Annotated in this window: 8 protein-coding genes; all 8 read left to right on the top strand. The window is 41.1% G+C overall.

Annotated elements, in window-relative coordinates; translation table 11 throughout:
- Position 1: 1 nt before the first annotated feature.
- The 8 genes from G4420_RS19105 (at position 2) to G4420_RS19070 (ending at position 15,372) form a co-directional block, all read left to right on the top strand.
- A complete protein-coding gene (locus tag G4420_RS19105; RefSeq protein ID WP_163325548.1) occupies positions 2-1,936 on the top strand; it encodes a RagB/SusD family nutrient uptake outer membrane protein in 1,935 nt (644 codons plus the stop codon).
- A 29-nt stretch (positions 1,937-1,965) separates the two neighbouring features.
- Positions 1,966-3,207 (top strand): DUF5000 domain-containing lipoprotein, encoded by a 1,242-nt coding sequence (locus G4420_RS19100; RefSeq protein ID WP_163325547.1) that lies wholly within the window; start codon positions 1,966-1,968, stop codon positions 3,205-3,207.
- A 22-nt stretch (positions 3,208-3,229) separates the two neighbouring features.
- Positions 3,230-4,693: a DUF4998 domain-containing protein gene (locus G4420_RS19095; RefSeq protein WP_163325546.1), complete on the top strand. Its 1,464-nt coding sequence runs from the start codon at positions 3,230-3,232 to the stop codon at positions 4,691-4,693.
- Positions 4,694-4,935: 242 nt separating this feature from the next.
- Positions 4,936-7,998 (top strand): SusC/RagA family TonB-linked outer membrane protein, encoded by a 3,063-nt coding sequence (locus G4420_RS19090; protein ID WP_163325545.1) that lies wholly within the window; start codon positions 4,936-4,938, stop codon positions 7,996-7,998.
- A gap of 58 nt (positions 7,999-8,056) precedes the next feature.
- Positions 8,057-9,754: a RagB/SusD family nutrient uptake outer membrane protein gene (locus tag G4420_RS19085; RefSeq protein WP_163325544.1), complete on the top strand. Its 1,698-nt coding sequence runs from the start codon at positions 8,057-8,059 to the stop codon at positions 9,752-9,754.
- Positions 9,755-9,919: 165 nt separating this feature from the next.
- On the top strand, positions 9,920-12,187 hold the full coding sequence (locus tag G4420_RS19080) for a GH92 family glycosyl hydrolase (RefSeq protein WP_204273751.1): 2,268 nt from the start codon (positions 9,920-9,922) through the stop codon (positions 12,185-12,187).
- Positions 12,188-12,259: 72 nt separating this feature from the next.
- On the top strand, positions 12,260-13,093 hold the full coding sequence (locus G4420_RS19075; RefSeq protein WP_163325543.1) for a sugar phosphate isomerase/epimerase family protein: 834 nt from the start codon (positions 12,260-12,262) through the stop codon (positions 13,091-13,093).
- Positions 13,094-13,131: 38 nt separating this feature from the next.
- Positions 13,132-15,372, top strand: a complete 2,241-nt coding sequence (locus tag G4420_RS19070) for a GH92 family glycosyl hydrolase (protein WP_163325542.1) — start codon at positions 13,132-13,134, stop codon at positions 15,370-15,372.
- Positions 15,373-15,379 lie beyond the last annotated feature (7 nt).

The following is a 15,379-nucleotide window of genomic DNA, read 5'->3' as shown; positions in this document are numbered from 1 at the left end:
AATGAAGAAGTTAAATAAATATTTTAAAGCAATAGTCTTAATTATCGGAACAAGTATAGCTTTTACCAATTGTTCTGATTTCCTGGATGTAGTTCCTGATGGTACTGCAACCATGGAAACAGTTTTCTCGAATAGAGCAAACTCTGAGAAGTTCTTTTATACCTGTTATAATGGTTTACCAAATTTTGCTGATGCTGGAAATTATCCCGGCAATTTTGGTGGCGACGATTATTGGTGGGATGAAGATATAACCCTGTTTAAAAATTCGAATGGCGGATATATTGCACGAGGTTTTCAAAACAGTTCTGCGCCTTATCAAAACTATTGGGACGGCGAACGCGGAGGTAAAAACCTTTGGACAAGCATTCGCAACTGTAACATTTTTATAAATAACATCGATAAAGTGCCCGATTTGCAGGATTGGGAAAGAAACACCTGGAAAGCAGAAGTAAAGGTATTAAAGGCCTATTACCATTTGTTTTTAATGCAACTCTATGGTCCAATTCCAATTGTAGAAGAGAGTCTTGAAGTAAGTGCCGATCCTGATGAGGTAAAAGTGCATCGTCAGCCGGTTGACAGCGTTGTTAGCTTTATAACCCGAACAATTGATGATGCAATAGAATATTTGCCATTGCAAGTTGATGATTTAAGCCAGGAAGCAGGTCGAATGACAATTCCGATCGCTTTAACCATAAAAGCAAAAGCTTTGGTTTGGGCTGCAAGTCCGTTGTTTAACGGATCATTTAGTTACTATGATGGTTTTGTGGATAGCAGAGGTGTTACCTTAATCGGTGGCGATGGCAGTAGTTCAGATATTCAGGCGCGATGGGAAAAAGCAGCCGTTGCCATTAATAATGCGATTGACACCTGCGAACTTGCCGGCCATGATTTATTCCATTTTGATCCGGGATTTCAGAAAATGTCGGATACCACAGCCTTAAAATATACGCTGAGAGGAGTTGCCAGCGAGCGGGTAAATCTAAATCCTGAAATTATTTGGCCATGTATGAAAAGCAATAACGATTTTCAGAATCGTTGTACTCCAATGTTTTATGATTACGACAACGGGGGAGGTTCTCTTGCCGAAATTTGTGCTACAATGAAAATGGCCGAATTATTCTATACAAGTAATGGTTTGCCGATAGAACAAGACCCGAACTGGAATTACGATGACCGTTATGCTACGCGGGAAGATACCGGAAGTTTTCATAAATATTATGTGGAACAAGGAGGTGAAACAGCGAACCTGAATTATTTTCGGGAACCCAGGTTTTACGCCAATTTAGGTTTCGACAGAGGGATCTATGAACTAGTTAACAACGATGAAGAAAATCCCCTGATCATTCATAACAAAAGTGGCGAGCCGCATGGTTTTATTTACGAAAAGGCCCATATCTCAACCGGGTATTTTGTAAAAAAACAGGTGAGTTACCGTATCCCAACCCAATCGCCATCCCCAAGTCCTTATCGTTTCTCAATTCCTATTTATCGTTTAGCTGATTTGTATTTGTTGTATGCCGAGGCATTAAACGAATCTAATAGTACGCCAACAGAAGAAGTATATGAAATGGTTGACAAAATCCGTGCTCGTGCCGGATTAAAAGGTGTACGGGAAACATGGCAAATGGCAGGAGCTGAGTTCCAGAATGATCCGAATACAAAAGAAGGAATGCGAAATATCATAAAACGTGAGCGTCTTATTGAGTTGGCTTTTGAAGGACAACGCACTTTCGATTTACGTCGTTGGACAGACGCTATGGATGTAATGAACGAGCCTGTTCGAGGTTGGGACTATCAGGGAACAACTGCCGAAGACTATTATCAGAGAACTGTATACCTAACCAGTAGAGGATTCTCTTATCGCAACTACCTCTGGCCGATTAAGAATAGTACGCTTACTGTAAATAGCAACCTTGTTCAAAATCCGGGATGGTAATTCTGTTTATTATTTAAAACAACAAACAAATGAAAAAAGCATATTTTAATAATATAAAGAATGTGGGCATCGCAGTTTTCTTGTTGTGCCTCATTGTAATCGGCACTAACTCGTGCGATGAAGCCTCGGTAGGGCAGATTCCTGTTGATGATATCGCGCCATCCGGACTTTCGAATGTTGTGATAACGCCACAATACGGAGGTGCACTGATTGCCTATGATTTACCTAAGGAAGAAGACATCTCTTACGTTCGTTGCGAGTATGCATATGATGGTAAAGCGTATTCGATTAATTCATCGGTTTATAATTCGAGCCTGAAAATTGAAGGATTGAGCGATACAACTCAGTTGCAGGTGTCGCTGTATGTGGTTGATCATAGCGAAAATATATCAGAAGCATACGAGGCTAGTTTTATTCCACTGCCTTCGCCAATGAAAGCAGTTTTGGAATCGTTTGTAGTAACTCCTACCTATGGAGGAGCCAGAATAAGCTGGGAAAATCCGGCCGAAGTTCTTGTGGGCATCTCTTTCCTTGCTGCAAACGACGAAGGCGAACTGGAATTACAGGATATTTACTATACATCGGCTGCGAGTGGCACTAAAAGTTTACATGGCTATACAACTGATAAACGTTTGTTCGCTTTAAGCCTTGTGGACAAATACGAGAATAAGTCGGATACAGTAAAAGTGGAAATATCTCCTTTGTTTGAAGAGGAATTCAGCAAAGAGTTTTTTGCAGACGGACACCTGATAGGAGATAACGTATCGACAAGGAGTAACCGTCCTGTTTCAAATTTGTGGGATGGAACAACCGATGTAATCTGGCATACCGATCCAGCTGCAGGCTATTCTGTTCCTCAGTTTTTCACTGTTGATCTTGGAGTAACAGGAAATCTTTCCAGATTCGTTTTGTGGGAACGTTATGATTATGCCTATAGTCAGCACAATTTGAGGTTATTCGATGTGTATGGAACTGACTCGTTAACCCACGAAATTGATGATGAATATTATGCAGATATTGATCAGTGGACAAATGACTGGAAACTGATATCAGAGTGCGAAGTTGTAAAGCCTTCAGGTAGCAGAGTTGGTACAAATACCGAAGAAGATTTAGCTGCTTCAAGAGCCGGGGTTGACTTTGATTTTAAAGAAAATGCTACAAATATTCGCTATTTGAGGTTTGTAGTTAAAGAAACATGGGCTAAAACAACCGCAATGCACGCAGCCGAAATTTCTGTTTTTGGCGATGCAAGTGGCGCTGCTAATGAATAGTCACAATCAAAAAAATTATAAGATGAAAAATATAAAATTGAAATATTCATATCGAAATAAAGGATATTTTCTAACAGCAGTTATAGTTGTTTTGTCCTTGTTTATTTTTTCTTGCGAGGATCAGAATTATTTGCACGAAAAATATCTGGAAGAAGGCGAAACGATATATATCGGTAAAGTAGATTCAATGATTGCTTTTCCGGGTAATTATCGGATTAAGTTTCGATGGCGTGTTGGTAACGATCCCCGAACAACAAAAACTGTAATTTACTGGAACGAACGCGAAAAAAGCGTTGAAGTGCCGTTGAATGCAGTAGCTGATTCTACTGGTAGTCTCTGGGACGAAACAATAATCGAGAACATGGAAGAAAACGATTATGTTTTTGAGTTCGAGATGCAGGATGAACAGGGAAATATCTCAATGCCGATAGAAATTACCGCTTCTGTTTTGGGAGACCTCTATACTGAAAACATCCGTAAAAGGGGCGTTGAAGGGATTGCAAAACTCGAAACTGCAGAAATGGAGATTCAGTGGAATAAAGTGAGCAATAAAGAATTAATTTATTCTGTTGTGGAGTACGAACAAGACGGTAGTACCGTAAAACAACAAGTTCCCAACGATGATAATAAATCATATGTAAGTGGATTGTCAACCGGCGACACAATTTATATCTATTCATGCTATTTACCAGAAAATGGGCTTGACACATTCGCGACTGCAAAAGTTACATATGTGATGCCTAAATTTCAGCGCGAAATCGATAAAGCCGATTTTAGTACAAGTGATAAACCAGGTGATAATACATCCGTAAACAATGGAAGACCTCTTTCTGCTATTTTCGATGGGGGAGTTCGTAATAATGGTGAAGATGGAACCATCTTGCACACTGTTGATTATACTAACGCTTCTGGCGAAGGAATTGAGTTTAGGTTCCCGAATAAGTTTACAATTGATATGGGAAAACCAGCCACTTTGTACCAGTTTAAGATTTGGCCAAGAACCGATAACAGTCCTTTTACCGGCCATAGTGCACGCTTTATTGAGGTATGGGGAGTTGACGAATTAAAAACGCAAGATGATTTTGCTACAGAAGAAGAGTACCAGAATTACTATTCAACCACTTACGTTGTGCAAAATAATCCGGTTGATTATCTCAGTAAAGACGATACAAATTATGTTGACGTGGTAAGTAACACCAACAGCAAGGCCGAAAACTTTGTGGAAGCAACACCGGAAGACGGAATTTACAACTGGCAGGAAGACTGGCATAAACTCGGTGATTTTGAGATTAAAAAACCATCCGGATTTAAATACGGAACCAAAAGTTCGGCAGACGAAGATGCCTGGAACGAAGGTTTTACTTTCGATCTGAATGAGATTGGTGGAAAAGTACGCTATGTCCGCATTTTGGTAAAATTCCCGAACTGGCAAAATACAAACTGCGTGAACATCGGAGAAATTTCTCTGTATGGAGACGATTTGTAGCACGGCCGGATAGAGCATCAAACAAAAATACATCTAATAATTTTCATAAAAAAAAGAGAAAAGGTAGCCGGTTAAATGATCAGGAGGGGTATTCCTCCTGGTCTAACCGGATATTTCTTTAACACTCTTGCTTTGGTTTGTGCTCCTCCTCTATTCAAACATCATGATGATAATTAAAGTAAATGGCAACACCCATATTGGGTGAACTATGGAGTTTATATAAACTATTTAAATTTTAGACAATGAATCACATTAAACGAATTAATGTAATGCGAAAGACAGCAATGTTTTTCCTTTTAATTTTTTTCTGCTCGTTTTCTATGCTGAAAAATGTTAATGCTCAGGGTGTGACAAATATGCTGACAGTAACAGGTAAGGTGACAGAAACAAGTGGACAAACGCTTCCGGGCGTTACAATTTTAGTGAAAGGAACAACAGTTGGAACAACAACAAACGTTGACGGACAGTACACATTAAATGGCGTACCCACCAATGCAACATTGGTTTTTTCTTTCGTAGGGATGAAGAATCAGGAAGTAGAAGTTGCAGGTAAAACAGTTATTGATGTGCAACTGGAAAATGAAACAATTGGACTGGAGGAAGTAGTTGCCATTGGATATGGTACACAAAAGAAAAAAGACCTTACAGGTTCTATTGTGCGCATGGAGATGGATGGAAAAGAGCAGGCAGCAAATACCAGTTTGGTGCAGGCTTTACAAGGTTATTCTCCGGGTTTAAATGCTTCAGGCGGATCAAGTGCGGGTGATGCCGGTTCTTTTTCAATCAGGGGAAGAACATCTTTGTCGGCCAGCGACCAGCCGCTAATTGTTTTAGATGGTATTATCTACAACGGAAGTATTAACGATTTAAATGTCAACGATATTCAATCGGTTGATATTTTGAAAGATGCCAGTGCTGCTGCCGTTTACGGATCGCGATCGGCCAATGGGGTGTTGGTTGTTACTTCAAAAAAAGGAACTTCAGGAAAACCTAAGTTTACGTTCAATGCCTACTATGGCGTTCAGGGATTATCAAACACCGAACGTACGAATGTAATGAATGCGGAGCAGTATGCTGTTCGCCTGGTTGATTACTATTATCAGCAGGATTTATATGATTGGTACAAAACCAACCCTACCAGCGCCGAAGGACGTCCTGTTAGACCGGATGTTACCGACCGCGATTTAGTGGCAACCTACCTGAGAACAGAGGAAGAGCAACTTAACTACCTGGCAGGAAAAGAGGTTGATTGGGTTGATGAGGTTTTTCAAACGGCACCAATACAGTCGTACAGTTTAAGTGTTTCCGGAAAAACGGAACGTACAAATTATTACTTATCATCTTCGTATCTAGAACAAGAGGGAATTTTACTGAACGACAATTATGAGCGCCTGACTTTTAGTGGCCGTTTTGAAAGTGAAATTGCAGAGTGGTTAACACTGGGTTTCGACCCAACTTTCTCGCACCGCGATTATTCGGGCGTAAGTGCTTCGGCCGGATATGCTTTACAGGCAAGCCCACTCGGAAATATGTACGACGAAAATGGAAATTACCCGGTTTACATTGCCGGAGAATCGTACAATTACCACCCACTTGGTAACCTGTTGGCTGACGATAATTCGCCACGCGACTATTTTAGCTTGGTATTGAAAGGAATTGTTGAAGTGCCTTGGGTGAAAGGTTTAAAATACGAAGCCAATTATTCGAAAACCTACGATTTTGATAAAACAGCGCGTTATTACCCAACTTCAATGGCCAACGGATCAAAAACCGATGGCTCTGGTTATGTCGACAACTCCAATCAAAGAACATGGTTATTAAACAGCCTTTTTACCTACAACCGAACTTTTGCCGATAAACACAAATTGAATATAAATTACTTATATAGCCGCGAAAATGTTTCAGGAGACGGATCGTATTTGTATGCTTATGGTTTTGCCAATGAAATTTTGGGATACAATGCACTTGAGTTAGGAGAAAACCAGGAGCTCTCAACGTCTGCCTACGAAGAGAATACCATCTCGTACATGGGGCGGATTAACTATAGTTTTAACAACCGTTATTTACTTACTGCCACTATCCGTCGTGATGGATTCTCTGGTTTTGGCGACAACACTAAATTCGGAAACTTTCCTTCGTTGTCTCTTGGTTGGGTAATCTCCGAAGAATCATTTATGGCGCAGCAGGAGTGGATGGATTTCTTAAAACTTCGCTTGTCGTACGGTGTAAACGGCAACCAGGGAATTGGACGTTATGCCAGCCAGTCGAAAATGGGAAGCGTATCTACCGTTTTTGATGGTTCTACCGCTGTTGGGCTTTATGCTTCTTCATTAGGAAATGCCGACTTAGGTTGGGAAAAAACAGCTTCTTTCAACGTTGGTGGTGATTTTAACCTGTTCGACAACCGAATATCAGGTGCCATTGATGCCTATAATGCAAAAACAACAGATGTTTTGGTACAACGATCAATACCAAGAACAACCGGTAACTCAAGTGTTTGGACAAATATTGGCGGAATTGAAAACAGTGGAGTTGAAGTAAGTTTGGTGACCGAAAACATCAGAACCCGCGATTTTAAATGGAAGACTGCTTTTGCTTTCTCTTTGGTTCGGAATAAAATTACCAAACTGTATGATGAGGTTACCGAAGATCTTGGAAACAGTTGGTTTGTAGGCGAGCCAATCAGTACAATTTACGGCTATGTAAATGATGGCGTTTGGCAGGAAGAAGATCTGTTTAACGGCACCATAATGGAAGGTTATTACCCTGGCCAGTTTAAAGTACGCGACTTAAGCGACGATGACGAAATTACCGCTGAAAAAGACCGTAAAATTCTTGGTACTACTGATCCGAATTATCGCATTAGTATGAATAATATTTTAACCTATAAGAATTTTACATTCAGCTTCTTCCTAAATTCTATTCAGGGTGGTAACAATTATTACCTGGGAAATAATTCGGGTGCTGTAGTTGCCGGAGCAACCGACAATGCCTATCGTTTAAACAGAACTGCAATTCGCGATTACTGGCGCCCCGATCGTCCGGTGAATGACGCTCCTGGTATTTATTACAACCCAAAAAGAAATCCGGGAGTTTACCAAAGCAAAAGTTTTGTACGCCTGCAAGATGTTTCGTTTGGATATACTTTCGATAAGAGCCTGTTATCTGCACTGAAAGTTGATAACCTGAAAGTATATGTAAGCGGAAAAAACCTTTATACCTGGACTGACTGGTCGGGTTGGGATCCTGAAACTGGAAGCCCGATGATGAGAAGTGTTGTGGCTGGTGTAAATATTAGTTTTTAATCAAAATGCTTATTGTAATTATCAAACAATCAGTTATTAATACTTTAGAAACAATAAAATGAAAAAGAAGAATTTAATACAAAAATATATAAGCGCGAGTATCGTTTTGGTGCTCTTGCTGCTGGGGATGAACTCTTGTAACGAAGATGTTCTTGATGAAACTCCTCTTGATTTTATTTCTACAACAAATGCCTTTAATTCTCCGGATGATGTTGAAATGGGTGTTGTTGGATTATACAGTTTTGGCCGCGACTGGTATTCGGCAGTTAACGAAAAATACATGTTTGTTTTTGTGTCTTTAGGTACCGATATGGCTTATTTTGGCGAAGACCCTGCCGGAGGTTACATGAGTAACTGGGACACTGATATTACACCAACCAGCGATTTGCCAAAAAGGTTTTGGACCAAAGCTTTTGATTTGGTTTATCAGGCAAATACTGTTATTGCCGGTATCGAGAGCCTGGAGTGGAAAAACGAGGATCGTAAGAATAAATACTTAGCCGAAGCCCGTTTTTTCCGCGCATTTAGTTATCGTATACTGGTTACATTGTATGGCGATGTGCCGCTTGTAACTGAGCCGGTTGTTACTCCTAAAACTGATTTTGTAAGAGCTCCAAAAGCGGATATTTATAAGCTGATGGAACAGGATTTTACTTTTGCCGCAGAAAAACTGCCGATAAGTGGAAATGAAGCTGCTGCCGGACGCTTAACCCAGGGAGCTGCCTGGCACATGTTGAGTGAAACTTATTTGGCACAAAACAAATTTCAGTTGGCTGTTGAGGCGGCTGATCATGTAATTAACGATTACGATTACGATTTAATGCGGGAGCGTTTTGGCTCGCAACCTAATTTGTTTGGTACCGAGAATGTTTATTTCGATTTATTTACCAAAGAAAACCACAACCTCGGAAGTAATAAAGAAGCAATCTGGGTTATTCAAAACGATCCGGATGTAACTGGCGGAGGTTTTTATGCCGGCGAAAGGGGTTTTGGGTGCGCTTATTACCGAATGGGAAATACGCCAGACGGATTTAAAGCTTTCAGAGGCGATTTTTATGACGGTTCTTATACCGGGTACAGCGACACTTTAGGCCGCCCGGTGGCCTGGACAAGGCCCACAAATTATACTGCTTACGAAATTTGGGGAAGCGACTGGGATAACGATTTCCGAAATTCAGAAGCCTGTATTAAAAGACATTTCTATTTCGATAATCCAAATTCAGCATACGACGGAATGGAGATTGACTGGAGCTTGTACGAATCGCGTTCAAGTGCTTTTAAAGATACCAACCAGTACATTTATCCTTATTTTATGAAGGCGGCTGCTCCAAACGATCACTACACCGATTTGTCGAGAGCCGGAGGTGGTGTAAACCACAAAGATGTGTACGCGATTCGTTTGGCAGAAACATATTTGATAAGAGCTGAAGCATACCTGGGATTAAACGAACCCGGAAAAGCAGCGGCAGATATTAACGAAATAAGAGAAAGATCAAATGCAAAACCGGTATCAGCCGGCGATGTTACTATCGATTATATTCTGGATGAAAGAGCGCGCGAATTATATACCGAAGAATGGCGTATGTTAACACTTATGCGCTTAGGTAAACTGGTTGAACGTGTGCGTCAGTACAACAACAATCCGGGCAATCCTGGATTAAGTATTCAGGATTATCAAAATCTGTGGCCTATTCCACAAACAGAAATCGATTTGAATACAGGAGCTGTTTTGGAGCAGAATCCTGGTTACGAGTAAGAATTATTCATAAGGCAGATTATATATTGTCTGGTTAGCATAGGTTTTTAAGAACTTCCCGGAGTGCGTTTGGCACGAAGGGGAGTTCTGTTTTTCCTTAATCAAAGTTTACAGCCTTTTATGCGAAATACAATTTAACCTGTTCAGAAAACTTAAATCAACTAAATGATGAGAAAAGAGAGATTAAAGAAATTTGTATTGCTACTGTTTTTGCTGCCTGCGTTTTGTATGTGTTCACTATCAGACCAGAATACAGAAAGCTTAGCTAAACATGTTGATCCGTTTATCGGCTCAGGAGGGCACGGGCATGTTTTTGTGGGAGCAAGTGTGCCTTTTGGTGGTGTTCAGCTAGGTCCCAGCAATATTTTTAAAGGTTGGGATTGGTGCTCGGGCTACCATTATTCAGACAGTATTATAATTGGTTTTTCACACACACACCTAAGCGGAACCGGCGGTTCTGATTTGGGTGATGTTTTGTTGATGCCCGTACACGGTGAGGTGAGTGTTAACCGTGGAAAACAAGACAACATAAGCAATGCATACGCTTCATATTTCAGTCACGATAACGAGGAGGTAAAGCCAGGGTATTATTCGGTTTTACTCGATAAATATAACGTTAAAGCAGAGCTGACAGCAACTGAAAGAGTAGGCATTCATAAATATACTTTCCCATCCGAAAATGATAACCATGTTGTTATCGATTTAAAAGAAGGAAACGGCGATAGATCAACTGATACCTTTCTGAAAAAAGTTGATGCACATACCATTGAAGGATATCGTTTTTCAAAAGGATGGGCAAAAGACCAGCGTCTTTGGTTTACCCTAAAAAGCAACCACGAAATTGAAAAACTGGAGGTGTATGACGATACAACTCCGGCCGGTGAGTATGTTATTAAAGCAAAGGGTGCAAAAGGAGTAATTTCTTTTGCGGGTAATCCTAAAGAAGTGATTTTGAAAGTTGGTATTTCTCCGATAAGCTCAGAAAATGCTTTGGCCAATATAACTGCAGAAGCAACCGGTTGGAATTTCAACAAAATAGCATCAGAGGCAGAAGAGAAATGGAATCAAGAACTTTCAAAAATTGAAATTGAAACTGCTGACCCGGAACTAAAAGAGATTTTTTACACTGCCATGTTCCATTCGTTTATTGCACCGGTTTTATTCAACGATGCCGATGGGAGTTACCGGGGTACCGATAAAAAAGTATACAGCAATCCGGGATTTCAAAACTATTCGGTGTTTTCGTTGTGGGACACGTACCGTACACAGCATGAACTGCTGACAATTGTGCAGCCGGAAAGGGTGAACGATTTTATAAACTCGATGTTGGCCATTTACCAGCAGCAAGGCAAATTACCGCAATGGCACCTGATGGGAAATGAAACCAATGCGATGTTGGGCTACAGTGCAGCGCCTGTGGTTGTTGATGCCTGGCAAAAAGGATTTGATGGTTTTAGCGAAGAATTGGCTTTTGAAGCTTTAAAAGCATCCGGAACTTTTCAATTGCAACGCGGTATTGCACCGTTGATGGAATACGGCTTTATTCCCCGGGAAAAAGCTCGCGAAGCAACTTCTGTAGCCCTGGAAAATGCGATAGACGACCGAAGTGTTGCTCAAATGGCAAAAGGGTTGGGGAAAGAAGAAGACTTCGAATATTTTTTTGAAAGATCGGAATCGTATAAAAGTTACTTTAACAAAAGTACCGGTTTTGTTCATCCCCGGTTTGCAGATGGTTCGTGGGCAACTCCTTACGATCCGATGGAATCGATTCATATGGTTGGCGATTTCTCGGAAGGAAATGGCTGGCAATATACCTTCCTGGTTCCGCAAGATCCGGAAGGCTTAATTGAATTATTTGGTGGCGATGAGAATTTTACCACAAAACTCGATTCCTTATTCACCATTACAGGTGACATGGGAGAACATGCTTCTATTGATATTACCGGCCTGGTTGGAATGTATGCACAGGGAAATGAGCCCTGTCATCACATGGCTTACCTTTATGCTTTTGCCGGGCAGCAATGGAAAACAGCAGAGAAAATCCGTTACATTCTTAATGAGTTTTACACCAATCAGCCCGATGGTTTAATTGGCAACGAAGATTGCGGACAAATGTCGGCCTGGTACATTATGTCGTCACTTGGTTTTTACCAGGTAAATCCATCAAATGGCATTTATGTTTTTGGAAGTCCTTTATTTGATAAGGCCAGTATTAATCTTCCTGAAGGGAAAAGCTTTACGGTAGAAGCCGTGAATAATAGCGACGAAAATGTTTATATCCAGGCAGTTGAACTTAATGGTCAGCCTTATTCAAAAAGTTACATCAGGCATCAGGATATAATGGATGGCGGAGCAATTAAATTTGTAATGGGCAGCACGCCTAATTACGATTTTGGTTCCTCTCCGGCTGACCGACCACACTCGATACTTTGATATAGAAAGATTCATAAATAACAGGAACTGATTCTGAAATTCGCATTGGCAGTTCCTTTAAAATTCGATATAATGAAAAGATTAGCAGTTATTTTAATTATAGTATTATTTGCCAGCAATGTTGTAAAGGCCGAAAGAAAACCCGCACCGCAACCGGCACCCGAAACAAACGAACTATTTGGAGTGGCAATAGCAGGCTATACCTTTGTTAAATTTGATATTGATAAGACCATTGAAACCCTGAAGCGTACAGATGTACATAACCTGTGTATTAAAGATTTTCATTTGCCGCTTAACAGTTCGCAAGACGAGATAGATGCCTTTATGAAGAAATTGGATGACAATGGAATAAAAGGCTATGCGGTTGGCCCAATCTACATGAAATCGGAAAAAGAAATCGACCGTGCTTTTGAATACGCTAAAAAAGTGGGCGTTAAACTAATTGTTGCTGTGCCGGAATACGATTTATTACCTTACGTAGATAAAAAAGTAAAGGAATATGGATTTAATATCGCCATTCACCTACACGGCCCGGATATTAATAAATTCCCGGATGCAAAAGATGTGTGGGATCATGTAAAAGATTTGGATCCGAGAATTGGCATGTGCCTGGATATTGGCCACGATACACGCTACGGAAACGATGTTGTTAAAGACATTAAAAAGTACCATACACGAATTTTTGATGTACACTTAAAAGACGTAACCGGCAACACGGGCAAAGGCTATTCAGTTGAAGTGGGCCGTGGAATTATTGATATTCCGGGTGTGGTTAACATGCTACGGAAAGTTAAGTACGATGGAATGATAAGTTTGGAGCACGAACGCAACATGGATAACCCTTTTATGGGAATTGCGGAGTCAATAGGTTATATTCGGGGCGTAATTGCCACTACTCAGAAATAGAGTTGGGGGAATTACTTAACAAATTAATATTTAAACCAATGATACCTATTTTAAAAAAAGCATTGCTTATAAGCATTGCAGCTTTTTCTTTTTCGTGTGTAAAAAGTGAAGGCATCAGTACAGAAAGTGCAAAACAACCTGTAGATTTTGTGAATCCTTACATGGGAAACATCAGCCACCTGCTGGTGCCAACATTCCCAACGATTCATTTGCCCAACAGTATGTTACGTGTTTATCCCGAGCGTGGCGACTATACCAGTGTGCGATTACACGCTTTGCCCCTGGTTGTAACCAGCCATCGTGGAAGTTCGGCCTTTCGTTTAAGCCCGTTTCAGGGAAGCGAAAATCAGTTACGTCCGGTTATAAACTACAGTTACGACCAGGAAAAACTCACGCCTTATTCGTATGCTGTTTACCTCGATGAGCAGCAAATTCAGGTTGATTATGGCTTGTCGCACCAGTCGGCGGTATACCAAATCGAGTTTGAAAAGGATGCACCTTCGTATCTGATTCTGAGCTCGGGGAATGGCGCACTAAACTGGGATGGAAATGCATTAAGTGGTTATCAGTGGATTGCCAACCATACAAAGGTTTATATCTACCTGGTGCCCGGCGAACAACCTGCCGGCGTTTCGAAGTTGGAAGATGGTAAGCTGGCAGAATCGGAAACGATGGAAGGCCGAAATGCCTGCCTTGTTCTAAACTATCCGAAGGAAACAAAAAAGCTCACTGTTCATTACGGAATTTCATTTATCGATGAAAATCAGGCCAAAGCCAATATGGAGCGTGAAGTGGTTGGAAAATCGGTTGTTGAACTTCAAAATATTGGCCGGGAAATTTGGAACAACGAACTTGGTAAAATAAGTATTGAGGGCGGTACTGCCGACGAAAGAACCGTATTTTACACATCGTTGTATCGTTGCTACGAGCGTCCGGTGTGTATTTCGGAAGACGGACGTTACTACAGCGCATTTGACAAGAGCGTTCATAACGACGAAGGCCGTCCGTTTTACACCGACGACTGGATTTGGGATTCGTACCGTGCGCATCATCCGCTGCGGGTGTTGGTTGATAAAAAGAAGGAGGGGGATATTCTGAATTCTTTTGTACGAATGTCGGAACAGATGGATAACTTTTGGTGGCCAACTTTTCCCGAAATTACAGGCGACAGCCGCCGTATGAATTCCAATCATGGAGTTGCTACGGTTATTGATGGTTACCGTAAAGGGGTGAAAAATTTTGATCTTGAAAAAGCTTACGAGGCATGTAAAGGTGCAATTACCGAAAAAACGTTGGCGCCCTGGTCGGGGAAACCTGCCGGCGAGCTGGACGATTTTTATAAAGAACATGGCTATATTCCCGCCTTATATCCGGGCGAGAAAGAAACCATTCAGGAGGTTACTTCCGGCGAAAAGCGTCAGCCTGTTGCTGTAACTCTTGGAACCTCGTATGACGAATGGTGTTTATCGCAAATTGCCGAAGAGTTGGGGAAAAAAGAGGATGCTGCTTTCTTTAAAGAAGCTTCTTTAAATTACCGGAATCTGTTTAATGAGAAAACCAGGTTTTTTCATCCAAAAGATAAAGACGGAAAATTCATTGAACCTTTTGATTATAAATTCTCGGGCGGAATGGGAGCAAGAGACTATTATGGCGAAAATAATGGTTGGACTTACCGTTGGGATGTTCAGCATAATATCCCGGATTTAATTGAGTTGATGGGAGGAGATGAGCAATTTGTAAAAGAGCTTGACCGAACATTTACAGAATCGCTCGGAAGGAGTAAATATGGTTTTTATGCTCAATTACCCGATCAAACCGGAAATGTTGGCCAGTTTTCGATGGCTAACGAGCCCTCGTTGCATATTCCGTATTTGTACAATTATGCCGGGCAACCCTGGAAAACACAAAAAGGAATACGGAAACTGATTAAAGAGTGGTTTAGAAACGATTTAATGGGAGTTCCCGGAGACGAAGATGGTGGCGGAATGTCGGCTTTTGTTGTTTTTTCAGCCATGGGATTTTACCCCGTAACACCAGGAACTCCTGCGTATTCGATTGGCAGCCCCATGTTTAAACATGTTGCACTTCGTTTAGAGAATGGAAAAACCTTTGAAATAGAAGCAAAGAATGCCTCTGAGGAAAATAAGTACATTCAGTCGGCAACGTTAAACGGTGAAAAATTAAGTACGCCATGGTTGTTGCACCAGGCCATTGAAAACGGTGGGAAACTGGTTGTAGAAATGGGGCCCAAAGCCAACAGATCATGGGGAGTTGAATAAATAGTTT

The sequence above is a fragment of the Draconibacterium mangrovi genome (assembly GCF_010586825.1).
GTDB classification, from domain to species: Bacteria; Bacteroidota; Bacteroidia; order Bacteroidales; family Prolixibacteraceae; genus Draconibacterium; species Draconibacterium mangrovi.
This window is presented reverse-complemented; position numbering and strand designations above follow the sequence as displayed.